16 protein-coding genes and 1 pseudogene are annotated in these 16,570 nt (G+C 69.1%); 8 read left to right on the forward strand and 9 right to left on the reverse strand.

Annotation, left to right across the window (positions count from 1 at the left end; genetic code table 11):
* Positions 1-44: 44 nt before the first annotated feature.
* The 6 genes from HAV18_RS39220 to HAV18_RS39245 all read right to left on the reverse strand — a co-directional run bounded on the left by HAV18_RS39220 (position 45) and on the right by HAV18_RS39245 (position 5,996).
* A complete protein-coding gene (locus tag HAV18_RS39220) occupies positions 45-470 on the reverse strand; it encodes a molybdopterin-binding protein (protein WP_166966298.1) in 426 nt (141 codons plus the stop codon).
* Positions 471-659: 189 nt separating this feature from the next.
* A complete protein-coding gene (locus tag HAV18_RS39225; RefSeq protein ID WP_166966301.1) occupies positions 660-2,159 on the reverse strand; it encodes an efflux transporter outer membrane subunit in 1,500 nt (499 codons plus the stop codon).
* Positions 2,156-3,139 (reverse strand): HlyD family secretion protein, encoded by a 984-nt coding sequence (locus HAV18_RS39230; RefSeq protein ID WP_166966304.1) that lies wholly within the window; start codon positions 3,137-3,139, stop codon positions 2,156-2,158. Before HAV18_RS39230 ends, HAV18_RS39225 begins: the two co-directional genes overlap by 4 nt.
* Before the next feature lies 1 nt (position 3,140).
* Complete coding sequence (locus tag HAV18_RS39235; RefSeq protein ID WP_011350409.1) at positions 3,141-3,353, reverse strand: DUF1656 domain-containing protein; 213 nt, start codon at positions 3,351-3,353, stop codon at positions 3,141-3,143.
* A gap of 34 nt (positions 3,354-3,387) precedes the next feature.
* Entirely contained in the window at positions 3,388-5,520 is a 2,133-nt protein-coding gene (locus tag HAV18_RS39240) for an FUSC family protein (RefSeq protein WP_166966307.1), read from the reverse strand.
* Positions 5,517-5,996 (reverse strand): MarR family winged helix-turn-helix transcriptional regulator, encoded by a 480-nt coding sequence (locus HAV18_RS39245; RefSeq protein WP_166966310.1) that lies wholly within the window; start codon positions 5,994-5,996, stop codon positions 5,517-5,519. The genes HAV18_RS39240 and HAV18_RS39245 overlap by 4 nt, the downstream gene beginning before the upstream one ends.
* Before the next feature lie 294 nt (positions 5,997-6,290).
* Between HAV18_RS39245 and HAV18_RS39250 the strand changes: the two genes are divergently transcribed.
* The 3 genes from HAV18_RS39250 to HAV18_RS39260 all read left to right on the forward strand — a co-directional run bounded on the left by HAV18_RS39250 (position 6,291) and on the right by HAV18_RS39260 (position 8,180).
* Entirely contained in the window at positions 6,291-7,151 is an 861-nt protein-coding gene (locus HAV18_RS39250) for a MaoC family dehydratase N-terminal domain-containing protein (RefSeq protein ID WP_166966312.1), read from the forward strand.
* Between the two features lie 212 nt (positions 7,152-7,363).
* The gene (locus HAV18_RS39255) at positions 7,364-7,651 is read left to right on the forward strand and encodes a DUF1330 domain-containing protein (protein WP_166966314.1); all 288 of its coding nucleotides are present in this window, start codon (positions 7,364-7,366) and stop codon (positions 7,649-7,651) included.
* Between the two features lie 100 nt (positions 7,652-7,751).
* Complete coding sequence (locus HAV18_RS39260; protein WP_166966316.1) at positions 7,752-8,180, forward strand: hypothetical protein; 429 nt, start codon at positions 7,752-7,754, stop codon at positions 8,178-8,180.
* A 42-nt stretch (positions 8,181-8,222) separates the two neighbouring features.
* Here HAV18_RS39260 and HAV18_RS39265 read toward each other — a convergent pair whose 3' ends face one another.
* From HAV18_RS39265 to HAV18_RS39275, 3 genes are all read right to left on the reverse strand, one after another.
* Positions 8,223-9,923: a dihydroxyacetone kinase family protein gene (locus HAV18_RS39265; protein ID WP_166966318.1), complete on the reverse strand. Its 1,701-nt coding sequence runs from the start codon at positions 9,921-9,923 to the stop codon at positions 8,223-8,225.
* A 248-nt stretch (positions 9,924-10,171) separates the two neighbouring features.
* Positions 10,172-11,314, reverse strand: coding sequence for a sigma-54-dependent Fis family transcriptional regulator (locus tag HAV18_RS39270; protein WP_166966320.1), 1,143 nt, complete (start codon positions 11,312-11,314; stop codon positions 10,172-10,174).
* Entirely contained in the window at positions 11,269-12,501 is a 1,233-nt protein-coding gene (locus HAV18_RS39275) for an acyl-CoA dehydrogenase family protein (RefSeq protein ID WP_407062456.1), read from the reverse strand. The genes HAV18_RS39270 and HAV18_RS39275 overlap by 46 nt, the downstream gene beginning before the upstream one ends.
* 63 nt (positions 12,502-12,564) lie before the next feature.
* On the opposite strand from HAV18_RS39275, the gene HAV18_RS39280 reads away from it, so the two are divergent.
* The 5 genes and pseudogenes from HAV18_RS39280 to HAV18_RS39300 all read left to right on the forward strand — a co-directional run.
* A complete protein-coding gene (locus HAV18_RS39280) occupies positions 12,565-13,071 on the forward strand; it encodes a hypothetical protein (protein ID WP_166966322.1) in 507 nt (168 codons plus the stop codon).
* Between the two features lie 46 nt (positions 13,072-13,117).
* A complete protein-coding gene (gene msuE / locus HAV18_RS39285; protein WP_166966330.1) occupies positions 13,118-13,678 on the forward strand; it encodes an FMN reductase in 561 nt (186 codons plus the stop codon).
* 36 nt (positions 13,679-13,714) lie between these two features.
* The gene (gene sfnG / locus HAV18_RS39290; RefSeq protein WP_166966324.1) at positions 13,715-14,818 is read left to right on the forward strand and encodes a dimethylsulfone monooxygenase SfnG; all 1,104 of its coding nucleotides are present in this window, start codon (positions 13,715-13,717) and stop codon (positions 14,816-14,818) included.
* A gap of 173 nt (positions 14,819-14,991) precedes the next feature.
* Positions 14,992-16,221 carry an SfnB family sulfur acquisition oxidoreductase gene (locus tag HAV18_RS39295; RefSeq protein ID WP_166966326.1) on the forward strand — a complete coding sequence of 410 codons (1,230 nt, stop codon included), beginning with the start codon at positions 14,992-14,994 and terminating at the stop codon, positions 16,219-16,221.
* Positions 16,222-16,255: 34 nt separating this feature from the next.
* Positions 16,256-16,570, forward strand: a pseudogene (locus HAV18_RS39300) (hypothetical protein); the annotation flags it as partial.

A 16,570-nucleotide genomic window follows, 5' to 3' on the forward strand; every position in this document is an offset into this window, starting at 1 on the left:
GAGTGCGCGGCGCCCAACGGATCGCCATCGCGATCGTCACGCGTTCACTCGACGCCGACGATCACGCTCGATGCCTTGAAGATCGCGGACGCAGCCGTGCCGCTCGCGAGGCCGAGACGATCGACGCTGTCGTTGGTGACGATCGCGACGATCTCGGCGCCGCCCGCGGCCTTGATCACGACTTCCGAGTTGACCGCGCCTTTCGCGACCGACGCTATGGTGCCCGCGACGCAGTTGCGGGCCGACACCTTGCTGCTGTCGACGTCGACCATCACGATGACCGACGACGCCTTCACGAGTGCGAACGCCTTCGAGCCGGACGCGAGGCCCAGCGAAGCCGCGCTACCGTGGGTGATCACGGCGACGATGTCGAGGCCGTCCTGCGTGCGGAGCGTGATTTCGTCGTTGACGGCACCGGTCTTGACGGCGCTGACCTGGCCGGCGAAATGGTTGCGGGCGCTGGTTCGCATGATGGATCTCCGGAGTGGATGTCGCTGCCGGACCGGCAGCGAAAGATGAATGGAATGCATCGGCGAGTTTACCGCCAATGCGGGCGTTCGTCGCCCTCCGGATGCTATGGCGCGAATCACGAAAACCCCTTTGCGCACGGCGTTTTGCGACGCCGGCGCTATATACGGAAGTCTATGACGCTCGGGGTATTACTCGTTCGCCGCGGGTGTCGAAGCGGCGTGCGCGGTGTCGGGCCGGGCGCCCTGCGCGGTCGCCGTGTTGTCGCTGTCCCATCCGCCGCCGAGCGCGAGGAACAGCCGCACCTGGTCGGCCGCGACCTGGCCTTCGGCTGCCGCCACCTGTGCTTGCACGCTCGTCAGCGTGCGCGTCGCGTCGAGATCGGAGATGAACGACTCGCGGCCGGCCACATAGAGACGATGCGTTTCGTCGGCGGAATTGCGTGCCGATTCATAAGCCGTGCGCAGTGCTTCCGTGCGCTGCACGTCGGCCGCGTAGGTCGCGAGGCTCGACTGCGTTTCGCGCAGCGCGTTCAGCACGACGCCGTCGAAGTGCGCGAGCGCGCCGCCCGTCGCGGCTTCCGCTTCGCGCACACGCGCACGCTGGCCGTTGACGGGGAACGACCAACTGATCAGCGGGCCGAACGACCAGCGATTCGTCGTCGACGAGAACAGGTCGGCAGCGACACCGACCGAGCCAGCCGACGCCCCGATGCTGACCGACGGGTACAGCGCGGCGATCGCCACGCCGATGCGCGCGGTTGCGGCGGCGAGTTGCCGCTCGGCTTCGCGCACGTCGGGGCGGCGGCGCAGCAGCGCGGCGCCGTCGCCGATCGGAATCGGCTGGCGCAGCTTCGGCAGGCGCTCGCATTCGGCGACGGCCTTCGGCAGGTCGGCCGGCGAGCGCGCGAGCAGCGCGGCGAGCTGGTATTGCGCGACCTTGCGGCGGCCTTCGAAGCGCGGGATATCGGCGGCGAGGGTGCGCACTTGCGTCACACCGCGCGTCACGTCGGTCTGGTTGCCGCGCCCGGCATCGCGCAGCCGTTGCGACAGGGCGACGCGCTGCTTCTGCAGCGCGAGCGACTGCTTCGCGACGGCCAGCTCGTCGCCGGCCGAACACGATTCGACGTACGCGCGCACGACGTCGGCGACGACCGTGATGCGCGCCAGGTCGCCGGCGGCCCGGACGGCCTCGCTGTCCGCGCGCGCGGCTTCGACGCCGCGCCGCAGCTTGCCGAACAGGTCGATCTCGTACGACACGTTGATGCCGACCGAGCCTTCGTTGACGACCGGCAGCTTGTTTTCGAGCAGGTATTGCTCGGCCGATTCCTGTGCGCGCTGCACGGCGGCTTCCGCGCCGCCCGAGAAGCCGCCCTGCTGGCTCGCGACTTCCAGCGCCGCGCGCGAGCGCGCGAGGTTGGCCGCGGCCACGCGCAGGTCGGTGTTCGACTTCAGTGCATCGCGCACGAGTGCGTTGAGTACAGGGTCGTCGTAGAGCTGCCACCAGTTGCCGGGCACGGGGTCGCGCGACACGAGCGTGCCGTTCGCATCGTCGAGCGCGTGATTCGCGAGCGGCGCATTCACGTACGCCTGCTGCGGCAGCGTGTAATCGGGGCCGACGGACTTGCACGCGCCGAGTGCGAGCGCAAGCGGCGCGAGCGTCGCGGCGAGGCGCAGACCGTGCCGTTTCATTGCGATGCTCCCGCTGCGCTGGCAGCCGTCGATACCGGCGTGCCGGCCGACGCCGTGCCGGCGGCCGCCGCAGACGCGCCACCTGCCGGCTTCGCGTTGCCGTTGCGGCGCGTGTCGGCTTCGCGCATCGAGACGGTCGCGGTGCGGCCCGCGATCATCCGGAAATCCTCGGGCACCTCGTCGAGCACGACGCGCACCGGCACGCGCTGCGCGAGCCGCACCCAGCTGAATGCCGGGTTCACGTTCGGCAGCAGGTTCGCGCCCTGCGTGCGGTCGCGATCCTCGATCGCGGCGACGATGCTCTGCACATGGCCGCGCAGCGTATGCGGCTCGCCCATCACGATGATGTCGACCGGCTGGCCGATGTGGATGCCGCGCAGCTTGGTTTCCTCGAAGTAGCCGTCGACGCGGAACGAGTTGCGGTCGACGACCGACAGCACCGCGCGGCCGGCCGGCACGTATTCGCCGACGCGCGGCGCGCGGTCGTTCAGGTAGCCGTCTACGGGACTGACGATCGTCGTGCGCTGGAGGTTCAGCTTCGCGGTGTCGAGCGACACCTGCGCATCGGCGACGGCCGCTTCGCCCTGTTCGACGCGCGTGCGGCTTTCCTCGACCTGTTCGCTCGCGACGAGGTTGCCGAGCTGCAGGTTGCGCGCGTATTCGCGCTTCGCCTGCGCGAGCGTCGCGCGGCGCTGCGCGAGCGTGGCTTCGGCGAGCCGTTCCGCAAGCGTGTAGCGGGCCTGGTCGATCACGAACAGCACCTGGCCGCGCCTGACCTCCTGGTTGTCGGCGACCTGCACCGACGTGATGAGGCCCGCCACGTCCGGCGCGACCTGGATCACGTCGGCGCGCACGTGACCGTCGCGGGTCCACGGCGAAAACATGTAGTAGTTGACGATGCGCCACAGCACGACGGCAGCCACGACGACGACGATCAGGGTGAGCAGGATTTGCCCTGCCGAGAGCCAGGTTTTTTTCACGTTAGGTAGCCACGAGATGGTGGGAAACGATCACGACGGCGGCAAACACGAACACGTAGATGCCGAGGTCGAAGATCGAACGGTGCCAGACGAGGCGGTAGAAGCCGACGCGCTCGAGCACGGCGCGCACGACGATGTTGATCAGGTAGGCGATCAGCATCAGCACGAGCGGGGCCGGCACGAATACGCCGAAGATGTCGATTTCGCCTATCATGGTCGCAGTCGGAAAGACGGATGGGAAAACGGGATCATGCGCGTGCTCCGTCCGACGCCTGCGGCGGCTGCCCCGCCGCGGCGGGATACAGCGACAGGCGCAGGCCGACGAGCGCGTGCAGCGTGTCGCGTAGCCGGCGATGCGTGGCGGGCGTGGCCGGCGAAGCGGGCGCCGTGCCGTGTTCCGCCGGCGCGGCGTCCGGCAGGTTGCGGCCCGCGACGCGTTGCAGCGCGTCGTCGATCGTCGCGAGCAGCGCGGGCGGTGCCGGCTGGCGCGCGTTCGCGGCGGCGCAGCGCGTGTAGTGGTCGGTGACGCCGGCCAGCACGCGGTCGATCGCGTCGGGCACGTCGCCCGACAGCCGGCGGCGCGAGCGGCGCAGGTCGAGCGCATTCAGCGCGATGCGCAGGTCGCGGAAGCTTTCGATCGACGGATGACGGTGGTCGTCGGACGCGCCGAGGCGCGGCAGCAGCTGCGTGACGCGGTCGAGCATCCGCGACGCGTGGTTGCGCTGGTCGTCGAGCGGTTGCGTCGACGCGGAGCGCGCGACATCTTCCCAGCCCGAGCGCAGCAGGCGCCGCACCGCGAGTTCGGCGCCGAACGGCCGCGTCGCACGCGTCCACACATACGCGAACAGCAGCCCGGCGACGCCTGCGAGGTTGCTGTTCAGGAACACGAAGAAATCGGCGTCGTACGCGCCCTGGATGCTGATGAAGGTGGCCGTGTTCACGGCGACGAGCATCGTCACCATGTTGAACTGCGGGCGCGGCAGCAGCGTGCCGATCAGGATGAACGGGCCCGCGAACATCACCACGAGCATCGCGAAATCGTGCACGTGCGGCAGCACGACGAACAGGTACAGGCCCGCGAACACGACGCTTGCGGTCGTCGCGAGGAAGAACTTGAACACCAGCGGCGCCGGCTCGTCGAGCGCGGCGAAGAAGCTGCACGACACGGCCACGAGCGTGACGGCCGCGGCGCCGTCGTGCCACCCGGACGAGATCCACAGCCAGCTCGCGAACACGATCGCGGCGACGACGGTCAGCGTCGAGAACAGCATCATCCCGCGATCGAAGAAGCGCTCGGTGCCGCCGAGCCGCCAGTGCCGGTAGCGCGGCTGCCAGACGCCCGATTCGTTGCCGATCAGCGCGCGCAGCGAGCGGCAGTCCTGCCAGATGTCGATGACCTGGCGCAGCCGCCACAGCGCGTTCGACAGCAGTGCGCCGTCCCAGCTCGCGAGCGCGTGGTCGGCCGGCTGCAGCGCGGCGATGCGTTCGCGCAGGCGTTCCGCGACCGGGTCGTCGGTCATGTCGCCGTCAGTGCCGGCCCTGATGGCCGGCAACGGCGCGTCGAACCATTTCGCGGCATCGGCGAGGAGTTCGTCGAGCCCGGCCAGCCGGATATGCAGGTCGCGCATCAGCGCAATCAAAGGATCTGCGAGCGACGACATCAGCGGCAGGAACAGCTGCATCCGGCCCGCGAGCGCCTGCGCACGCGCGAGGATGCGCGGATGCGCATGGTCGTAGCTCAGCTGGCTCAGCAGGAATTCGAGGCCCGTGATGGTCGCCGCGAGGCGTTGCCGGCACGCGGACAGCGCCTTGCCGGCGATGTGCCCGGACAGCGTCTCGCGGCCATAGAACGCGGCGTCCTTGAACCACGCATCGGTGCGCTCGATCAGCGTCGGCGCGAGCCGGTTCGGGAAGATGGCGCTGCCGACCACGCTCGCGCACACGATGCCGAGCACGATCTCCTCGGTACGTGCGATCGCGACGTCGAAGATCGTGGACGGATCGGTCACGGTCGGCAGCGCGACCAGCGGCATCGTATAGCCCGCGAGCATGAACACATAGCTGCGCGCGGTGCGATCGGAGATCGCGAGGTAGAGCAGCGTGCCGCACCAGGTGGCGACGATGATCGCGAACAGCAGCGGCGTCTCGACGAACGGCGGCACGAAGAAGATCGCGGCGGCCGCACCGAGCGCGGTGCCGAGTGCGCGATACAGCGCCTTCGAGCGCGTCGCGCCGACGAACGGGTTCGACACGATGTAGACGCTTGCCATCGCCCAGTACGGGCGCGGCAACTGGAAATACAGGCCGAGATACAGCGCCAGCATCGACGCGGCGAACGTCTTGCCCGAGAACAGCCAGTCGCGAAGGCTCGGATAGGTCATGACGGGGCGTTGCCGGTGCGGGATGCGCGCGCGGCGGCCGTGTGCGACTCGGCGGCATTGAATGCGTCGAGCACGCGCAGCGTCGCTTCGAGGTCGGCGCGCGTGACGCCCTTGAGCACCTGCGCCCGCAGCAGGTGCAGGTCTTCCTCCATCTTCGCGGTGACCGCGCGGCCGGCGGCCGTCAGCGAGATCGTTTTCGCGCGGCGGTCGTGCGGATCCTCGTCGCGGCGCGCGAGGCCGGCCGCGCACAGCTGATCGAGCAGGCGCACGAGCGATGGCCCTTCGATGCCGACGTGTTCGGCGAGCGTGCCTTGCCGCACGCCTTCGCCGAGGCGCCCGGCGATCAGCAGCGGCGTCGCGCAGGCCTCGGACACGTTGTACGCGTTCAACACGCCGTCACTGGTGCGGCGCCACTTGCGCGCGGACAGCACGAGCAGGCTGCTGACGGCGAGGCGGAGATCGTGCAGATTGGTCATGGGCGAGATGATAGGGGCAAAATAATTCGATAGCAAACTATCGTTTTTGTCACCCGAATGACACGTCGCTCGCGGCGCGGCCGGCCCGTCTGAAGCAATTTAGGCGGCACGCCGGTGATGGTCAAGCTGTAAGGATGTCGGCCCGGGCGGGCGCGGCGACCGCGATCTAATGGTCAGACGAAAGTCGTCCGGCAGGTCAGGCAGGTTCGAAGCCGGGGTCGGGAAATCCGGCTTCGCGAAACGGCGCGCGGCGTGCATATTGAAGCCGTTGCAAGCATCCCGGAGATTTCTCACGTGTCTACCCCATCCTCGCAGCCCTCCGCCCCGGCGTCGCTCGACGCGTGGCTCGGCAAGACCGAAACGCTCGGCGACGACATCACCGCGTTTCCGCTGAACGCGCTGGCCGCCACGCTCGACCGCCCGTCGCCGGGTGACGTCGTGCCGCCGCTGTGGCACTGGCTCTATTTCCTGCCTGTCGCGCCGCTGGCCGAAGTCGGCCCCGATGGCCACCCGAAGCGCGGCGCCTTCCTGCCGCCCGTGCCGCTGCCGCGCCGCATGTGGGCCGGCGGGCGCCTGACGTTCCATGCACCGCTGCGTACTGGGCGGCGCGCGATACGCGAATCGACGATCGCGGACCTCGAGGACAAGACGGGCCGCAGCGGCCGGCTCGTTTTCGTGACGGTGCAGCACCGGATCGAGTGCGACGGCGTGCTGTGCGTCGAGGAGGAGCACGACATCGTCTATCGTGATGCGCCGCAGCCGGGCGCACCCGCGCCGAAGCCGGTCGCGGCGCCGGCAGGCGAGACGTGGTCGCGCACGGTCACGGCCGATGCCGTGATGCTGTTCCGCTATTCGGCGCTGACCTTCAACGGTCACCGCATCCACTACGACCGCAGCTATGTGACGCAGGAGGAGGGTTATCCGGGGCTCGTCGTGCACGGCCCGCTGATCGCGACGCTGCTCGTCGATCTCGTGCATCGCGAACGGCCCGATGCGACGCTCGCGAGCTTCGCGTTCCGCGCGGTGCGCCCGACTTTCGACGGAGCGCCGTTCACGCTGTGCGGCAAGCCGTCGGATGACGGCCGGACGGTCGAGCTGTGGGCGAAGGATCGCGACGGCTGGCTGACGATGCAGGCCACCGCGACCCTTGCGTAACGGGCGCCGTTCCGTTCATCCGCGACGCGGCAAGCGCCGTGTGCGGACGATCGGTACCGCCCGCCGCCATCGCTCGGGAGCGCACGCGGGCGGGCCCCGACGTGCGTCGGCAAACCCCTGTAAGCTGCGAGCAGGCCGCGAGCCGTTCGCCGGACGGTGCGGCGCGCGGCCGGCCCTTCCACCTTCCACGCATTGCATCAGGAGCACGTATCTTGGCCACCTACATTGTGTTTACACGTGAAAGCACGCAGGATCAGCACGAACTCGACGTCTACCTAAGCAAGGTCGGCCCGACGCTCGCCGGGCATCCGGTGAAGGTGCTCGCGGCCTACGGGCCGCAGGAAACGCTGGAGGGCGAAGGCCCGGAAGGCGTCGTGATCGTCGAGTTTCCGTCGAAGGAAGCGGCGCACGCGTGGTATCACGGCCCCGAATACCAGGACGTCGTCCAGCACCGGTTCAAGGGCGGGCGCTATCGCGCCGTGCTGGTCGAAGGCGTCTGAACGACCTGCATCGGGCGTTTCCGGCGGCGCGCTGCCGCGCCGGGCGCCCGGCCCGCCCATGAACACCTCGATCCCCGCCACTGCGTCCGTTCGACCGCCGATGAGCCGCGCCACGACCGTGCTGCTCGCGATCAGCGTGGTGCTCTATCTGGTCGCCATGTTCACCGCGCCGTTCCGCACGGGCGCGCCCGACCCGCATCCATGGGCCGACGGCTGGCAGGTGCTGCTGACGGGCTGGATGGGCGTGTTCTTCGGCATCTTCGCGTGGCTCGCGAACCCGCTCGCGCTTGCGGCCTGGTGGTTGATCGTGAAGCGTCTGCGCGCGCAGGCGGTCGCGCTGGCCGTGCTTGCACTGCTGTTCGGGTTGAGCTTCCTGACGCAGCATCGGATCGTCGTCAACGAAGGCGGCGGGGTCGAGCCGGTGCATCTCGATGCAATCGGCTACTGGTGCTGGCTCGCGAGTTTCGGCGTGGCCGTGATCGGCGCCGCGCTGTTGCCGGGACGAACCGGGACGCGCACGGCAGGCTGATGCGGGCGGCGCGGCGTGCCCGCGCCAGCCTGCTTCTACCGCTTATCGCACGTGCGGCTGCAACGCGCGCAACCAGTACGACACCGCAACCGCACCGCCGTCCGGCGTGCCGATCGCGCGCTCGCCGAGATAACTCGCACGCCCCGCGCGCGGCGTCATGCGCGCGGTTTCCTGCGCGCCGTGTTCGGCGGCCTCGACCGCGGCCGCCCATGCGCCCGCGGGATCGCGATCGTTGTCGAGCGCACGCTCGAATGCAGCGACGGCCGGCACCAGCGCATCGAGCATCGTCCGGTCGCCGGCGTGCGCGCCGCCCAGTTCGCTGATCGAATCCACCGCACCGCGGAACGCCGCGGCCCAGTCGCGCGCCGACGGCTCGGCGCTATCGGCCAGCCGGCGGGATGCGCGTAGCAGCGCGGTCGCATAGAACGGCCCCGAGCTGCCGGCGATGGCGCGGCGCAACGCGGCGCCGAGCGCCGCGAGCGTGCCGGCCGGCGTGCCGTATGCGGATTCCGGCAACGCGAGGATCGCCTGCGCGGCACGCAGCATGCTCGCACCGAGATCGCCGTCGCCGGCCGCCGCATCGAGGTCCGTCAACGTCTGCTCGTGATCGATCAGCGTCTGCGCAACCGCGTGCAGCGCGGGTTGCAGGCGCGCCGCCCACGCGCGGCCGGCCGCATCGAGCGGCGGCAGCGGCGCTTCTTGCGCGGCGGCCGTGGCCACGCGGATCTGCGTATTCACTGCACCGCCGCCCGGCCATGCGCGCGCCTGCGTCGGCGCGTCGAGCAGCACCGCGCGTTCGTCGTTCAGCCGCAGCACGGAAATCGAGCAGCCGGGCATGTTCAATGCCGACAGGAACGTGCCGGCCCACGCACGTGCGACGACGATGCCGCGCCGCGTCAGGTTGTCGTGCGCGGCGCGCAGCACGATGGCGAGCTCCATGTCCGGCGTCGCACCGAGGCCGTTGACGAACAGCGCGACGCGTTCGTCGCGGTCGAGCACGAGATCGGCGACGATGCTCGACAGCAGCGTGTCGACCAGTGCATCGGCCGGCAGCGGCGCGCGGCGTTCGACGCCTTTCTCGCCGTGGATGCCGAGGCCGAGTTCGATCTCGTGGTCGCCAAGGCTGAAGCCCGACTTGTCGGCGCCCGGGATAGTGCAGCCGTCGAGCGCGACGCCCATCGTGCCGAGCTCGGCTGCAGCGTCGCGCGCGATGGCCGCGACGCGTGCAAGCGGCAGCCCGCGCGCAGCGGCCGCGCCGGCGAGCTTGTGGATCAGCACGGTGCCGGCGATCCCGCGCCGCTGGCCGCGCTCGACGCGGCCGCGCAGCGAGACGTCGTCGGCGACGATCACCGTCTCGACCGGAATGCCTTCCGCCCGCGCGAGCTCGGCGGCCAGCCCGAAATTGAGCCGGTCGCCCGTGTAGTTCTTCACGATCAGCAGCGCGCCGTTCGGGCCGGCGCTGGCGCGGATCGCGGCGAGCACGGCGTCGGTGGACGGCGACGTGAACACTTCGCCGCAGACGGCCGCGCTCAGCATCCCTTCGCCGACATAGCCGCCGTGCGCGGGCTCGTGGCCGCTGCCGCCGCCGGAGAGGATGGCGACGGGGCGCTGCGCCGGCTCGGGCAGCGGTTGGCGGACAAGCACGTGCTCGTCGCCGAGGATCGCGACATGCGGCGACTGCCGTGCGATGCCTTCCAGCATTTCTCGCACGACATCGGACGGGCGGTTGACAAGCTTTTTCATGGCGACGGGTTCCGGACGGGTGAACGAGGCGCGGCCGGGCCCGCACGGGCGCCGGACGGCCTTTCGTGTTGCGGAGGATCGTGCGTGCGCCCAGTCGCCGGACGCAGGCGGTCGTGTCATGGACGACCGGGTGCGGGAGGGGAACGAGGCGCGCGCTTCGCGCCACGATACATCAGGTTCGAACGTTGCTGCACGGATCGCGGCGCGAAACACGCCGGAGCGGGGCGGCGGCGCGCCCCCATGCGCGGCTACTTCATTGCCGCGATCTCCTTCGCCCGAATCAGCCGCGCACGCAGTACGTTGCGGCTGATGCCGAGCAGCCGTGCGGCCTGGATCTGGTTACGGTGGCTGAACTCGAACGCGACGCGCATCACGGTGTCCTCGATGCGTTCGAACAGGTTGCCGTGATCCTCGTCGAACAGTTCGCGCAGCGCGCGTTCGAGCGCAGCCTGCGCGCCGGCGGCCGGGTCGGGTTCCGGTACGGGCGTACGCACGGCCGCCGCCGGCATGCCCGGCGACGCGAGGTGCAGGTCGGCTTCCTGCAGTGCGTCGTGGCGGCTCACGAGGAGCGCGTGATGGATCACGTTTTCGAGTTCGCGGATATTGCCGGGCCAGCCGTGTGCCTCGAGCCGGCGCTCGGCGCGCGGGTCGATGCTGCGCGGCCCGTAGCCGAGGCGGCTGCGGTAGTCGTCGAAGAAGTGGCGCGCGAGCGGCAGGATGTCGCCCGGGCGCTCGCGCAACGTCGGCACCGCGAGCTGCACGACGTTGAGCCGGTAGAACAGGTCGCCGCGAAACTGTCCGTTCGCGACGGCCTGCTGCAGATCCACGTTGGTCGCGGCGACCACGCGCACGTCGATCGGCACACCCGTACGCGACCCGAGCCGCACGACCTCGCGCTCCTGCAGTACGCGCAGCAGCTTGACCTGCATCGACAGCGGCAGGTCGCCGATCTCGTCGAGAAACAGCGTGCCGCCGTTCGCGGCTTCGAACCAGCCGGGCTTCGCGCTGAACGCGCCCGTAAACGCGCCTTTCTCGTGACCGAACAGTTCGCTTTCGACGAGCGTTTCGGAGAAGGCGCCGCAGTTCACCGCGACGAACGGCCCGTTGTTGCGGCGACTCAGGCCGTGCACATGCCGCGCGATCAGTTCCTTGCCGGTGCCGGTCTCGCCGACGATCAGCACGTTCGCGTCGCTCGGCGCGACCAGGCGAATCCGTTCGAGGAGCGCGACCGAGCGCGGATCGACGAACACCTGCGCGCGGGCACGAATGGACGTCGCGAGCGCGGGCCGGTCGGGCAGCGTGAGGACGGGCGCGGCGTCGAGCCACGCATCGGATGGGGAGCGGTTCACGAGTAGAAGCCCGGCGTCGGCCAGGTTCGCTTCAGTGCCCATTCGCCGATCTCGCGAATCTTGTACGCGAGCGGGTCGTGGAGCGTATGGGTGCGCAGGTTGCGCCAATGCCGGTCGAGCCGCAGCGCGCCATGCGTCGCGCGCGCACCGGCGACGTCGAACATGCGCGTGCAGAGATCGAGCCCGGTGCGGGCGGCCGATACCTTTGCCGCGGCCGTGGCGAGCGCGACCTCGCCGCGCTCCGCATGCGTGAGTGCCGCATCGCGCGACCACGCGGCGTCGAGGCGGTCGGCCGCGCGGTCGGCGAGCACGCGCGCGGCCTCGAGCCCGATCCAGAATTCGCCGTACTGGCCGAGGATGTAGGGATCGTCGCCGGTGCTCGCGACCTGCGCGCCGGGCCACGGCCGCGCCTCGTGCAGCGTGTAGTGCCGCGCATCGTTGAACGCGGCTTCGGCGATGCCGAGATACACGTTCGTCAGCACGAGCTGCGCGACGAGCGGGCGCAGGCACGCGAACGGCGTCGACAGCGGGCCGGGGTCCGTCAGCAGTTCGTGCGCTTCGACCCGCACTTTCTCGAACGTGACCGTGCCGCTGTCGGTCTGGCGCTGGCCGATGTTGTTCCAGTCGTCGGCGATCGAGATGCCGCTGCGCTGCGTCGGCACGGCCGCGATCAGGAACGCGCGTGTCCCGGCGTCGTGCGCGGACGCGATCAGCATCTGCGAATCGAGCGCCCCCGAACAAAAGCTCTTCTGGCCGCTGAACTCGTGCCAGGCGCCGCGCGAGCGGCTGACCGTGCGCTCGTCGAGCGGGTTCAGCGCATTGCCCCAGAACCACTGCTGGCGCGCGGTTCGCTCGAACCACGATTCCCACTGTGCCGGCGCGCCGAACAGCCGCACGGTCGCGAGCATCAGGTGATGGAAGCCGAACACGTGCGCGAGCGAACTGTCGGCTGCGGCGAGCATGCGGACGATGTCGAGCGTCGTGCGCCAGCTCGCGCCGAGGCCGCCGTAGGCAGCCGGGATGCTCAGCGCGAGCAGGCCGCTGTCGCGCAACTGGTCGCGCTCGGCCTTCGGCGTGCCGCCCTGCTGGTCGCGTTCGGCCGCGGTTCGTGCAAAGCCGGCCGCGAGGCGCTCGGCGGTTTGCAGCGCGTCGGGAGGGGCGGGTTCGTCGCGGGACGGCGCGACGACGCGCAGGCTTTCCGCGCGGGGCGATACGGAAATGGATGTCATGGCGATCAATGCGTCGGGTCGCTGCACGAAACCGGTCAGGCTGCATCGCGCGTTGCTGACCAGGTGCTGCGTGATCAGCAGAGTGTTCAACGTTTTGCGCAACGCGGGAAACATCGATTTCTGATAACCAATGCGGGATTGCTGCGCTGGACGCAGCCGCACGCGATTCGAACTCGCGGCGCAGCGCCCGGTGGCACGCAAGATGACGATGAAGCAGCCATGCCGGCGCTATCGCAAGGATGCGACGCGTCGCGCCGGCGCATGAATGCGGAAAGCGGAGGCCAATGCATGCCGACGGACGCCGCGCGCCTGCCGGAATCCGTGTCGAAGCGGAACAATGCATGCGACGCACACGGCACTGCTGACCACGCAGCAGCGCATCAGCAGTGCTGTTTCCCCCGGTTCATCGTGCTGCGGAATATGGTTGTGATGCGGTGGCTGGCACGCTTATCAACGTGTCGCGATCGGTTGGGGCGCCATGACAGGCCGTCGATCGCGATGCATTTCGTCATGCAGACGATCGTTTTTCATCGCGATCGTCGAAATGGCACGCTCCTTGCTGATCCATGACGTGACGGGTGCGTCGGCACCCGACTCGACAATGGGAATGCAACTGATGAGCAATGCAATCAACGTGGTCGCGATATCGGGCGGCCTGCAACGGCCGTCGCGTACGCTGGCGCTGACCGACGCGATCGTCGCGGCGCTCGGCGCCGCGTTGCCGATCGATACGCGGCTGATCGAACTCGGCGAGATCGGCGGCCGGCTGGCCGGCGCGCTGACGCGCGCGCAGGTGCCGGCCGATCTCGATGCGCAGATCCGTGCAATCGAGGCGGCCGATGCGCTCGTCGTCGCGAGCCCCGTGTATCGCGCGTCGTACACGGGCCTCTTCAAGCACCTGTTCGACCTCGTGCATCACGAGGCGCTGGTCGACGTACCCGTGCTGCTCGCGGCCACCGGCGGCAGCGAGCGTCATGCGCTCGTGATCGACCATCAGCTCCGGCCGCTGTTCAGCTTCTTCCAGGCACGCACGCTGCCGATCGGCGTGTATGCGTCCGAAAGCGATTTCGACCAGTACCAGATCGCGAGCCCCGCGCTGCGCGCGCGCATTGCGCTCGCCGTCGATCGCGCGGTGCCGCAACTGCGCCCGCATGCGCTTTCCGCCGCGGCCGCGTAGGCCGCCTGCGTTTTCCCTCCCGACCAGGACACACTCATGAGCCATACCGATCCTTCCGCCGACGGCGTCAAGTTCGCCTACTGGGTGCCGAACGTCAGCGGCGGCCTCGTCGTCAGCACGATCGAGCAGCGCACCGACTGGAGCCTTGAATACAACCAGCAGCTCGCGCGCACGGCCGAGGCGGCCGGCTTCGACTACGCGCTGAGCCAGATCCGCTTCACGGCCGGCTACGGCGCCGAATACCAGCACGAGTCGGTGTCGTTCAGCCAGGCGCTGCTGCATGCGACGACGAAGCTCAAGGTGCTCGCCGCGATCCTGCCCGGGCCGTGGCATCCGGCCGTGGTCGCGAAGCAGCTCGCGACGATCGACCACATCTCGAACGGGCGCATCGCGATCAACGTCGTGAGCGGCTGGTTCAAGGGCGAATTCACCGCGATCGGCGAGCCGTGGCTCGAGCACGACGAACGCTATCGGCGCTCGAAGGAATTCATCCAGGCGCTGAAAGGCATCTGGACGCAGGACAACTTCACGTTCAAGGGCGATTTCTACCGCTTCAACGACTACACCTTGAGCCCGAAGCCGGTGCAGAAACCGCATCCGGAGATCTTCCAGGGCGGCAGCTCGCGCGCGGCGCGCGACAACGCGGCGAGCGTGTCGGACTGGTACTTCACGAACGGCAATACGCCGGAGAACCTGAAGGCGCAGATCGACGACATCCGCGCGAAGGCGGCGGCGAACAACCATCGCGTACGCATCGGCGTCAACGCGTTCGTGATCGCGCGCGATACGGAGGAGGAGGCGAAGGTCGTGCTCGACGACATCATCCGGCATGCGCACGTCGAGGCCGTGCATGCGTTCGGCGATGCGGTGAAGCAGGCCGGCAGCGCATCGCCGGAGGGCGAAGGCAACTGGGCGAAATCGACGTTCGAGGATCTCGTGCAGTACAACGACGGCTTCCGCACGAACCTGATCGGTACGCCGCAGCAGATCGCCGAGCGGATCGTCGCGCTGAAGGCGATCGGCGTCGATCTCGTGCTCGCGGGGTTCCTGCATTTCATCGAGGAGGTCGAGTACTTCGGCAAGCGCGTGCTGCCGCTCGTGCGCGAACTCGAGGCGCAACGGCAGGCGGTCGCCGCGTGATGCGAGGGCCGGTGCGCGGCGGGCACTCGCGCGTGCCGCGCGCCGGCCGATCGAAGGGGGGCACCCGCGGTTATTGCGGGTCGCCCCGGGTTGACGTTTCGGATATCGAAACAGGAGGTCGGCGGATGCTTCCCGGCGCCGCCGGCCGGTTCATGAGCTTTGCCGGAATCGACATGTCTACGGAAATCATCGAAGAAAACGTGCAATCGCAAGCGGGCGCCACGCCCGTTCCCGTCATCGGCTCGGATGCCGAGGCACTCGACGTCGCGCGCCAGGTCGCGGCGCGACTGGCGGAGCACGCCGCGTTACGCGACCGCGAGCGGAAGCTGCCGTTCGACGAGATCGAACTGTTCTCGTCGAGCGGCCTGTGGGGTATCACCGTGCCGCGCGAATACGGCGGCGCGGAAGTGTCGAACGTCACGCTCGCGGAAGTGATCGCGATCGTTTCCGAGGCGGACCCGTCGCTCGGCCAGATTCCGCAGAACCACTATTGCCTGATCGAAGACATCCGCCTCGAAGGCAGCGATGCGCAGAAGCGCTTCTTCTTCGATCTCGTGCTGAAGGGCACCCGCTACGGGAATGCGTTTTCCGAAGCCGGCGGCAAGAACGTGCTCGATATCCAGACGCGCGTGCATCGTGACGGCGACGCGTTCGTGCTGAACGGCCGCAAGTTCTATTCGACCGGCACGTTGTTTGCGCACTGGATTCCGGTACTCGCGCTCGACGAGTCGGACCAGGCCGTGCTCGCCTTCGTGCGGCAGGGCGCGCCGGGGCTGACCGTCGTGGATGACTGGAGCGGTTTCGGGCAGCGCACGACCGCGAGCGGCACGGTGCTCGTCGAGAACGTGCGCGTGAGCCCGTTCGAAATCTTCCACACGCAGCGTTCATACGACCGTCCGACCTTCGCGGGCCCGTTCGCGCAGATCACGACCGCCGCGATCGACCTCGGGATCGCGCGCGCCGCGCTGCAGGACACGATCGCGTTCGTGCAGCAGCATGCGCGCCCGTGGATCGACAGCGGTGTCGAACGCGCGAGCGAGGATCCGCTGACGGTCGCGCAGATCGGCGACATTGCGTACCGCGTGCACGCGGCCGAGGCGCTGCTCGCGCGCGCGGGCCGCTTCGTCGACGCGGCGAAGCGCGAGCCGGGCGAGGAAACGGTCGCGCAGGCCGCGATTGCGGTAGGCGAGGCGAAGATCGCGACGACCGAAGTGTCGTTGCTTGCCGCGAGCAAGCTGTTCGAGCTCGGCGGCAGCAAGTCGACGCTGGCGAAATACAACTTCGACCGCCACTGGCGCAACGCGCGCGTGCATACGTTGCACGACCCGGTGCGCTGGAAGTATCACGCGATCGGCAACTACTACCTCAACGGCGTGAAGCCCGCGCGCCATTCCTGGAATTGACCGGCTCGCGCCGGCGCTCCGACCGCAACGAAACATGGGCGAGGAAATCAGGCTGAACGCTTTTGCGATCGACCGTCCGGGCGAGCCGTACGCCGGCTTGCGGCGGCACCCGGGCGACCGATTGCATTGCCATACCGATCTGCGCTACCGGTCGGCGCTCGCCACGACGCTCGAGCGCGGGCTGTTCGATGGCCGCTGCATCGCCGGCGTGCCCGGCGTGTACGCCGCCCGCGGCACACGCTTTCACGCTGTCGCACCGGCCGCCGCTACCAACGCTACCAACGCTACCAACGCTACCAACGCCACCATACCCTTCCCAACGAAACGAGCCCGTTCCAACAGCGTCCAT

Origin of the sequence: Burkholderia sp. D-99, from assembly GCF_011605345.1 — a bacterium.
In the GTDB taxonomy this organism is placed as follows: domain Bacteria; phylum Pseudomonadota; class Gammaproteobacteria; order Burkholderiales; family Burkholderiaceae; genus Burkholderia.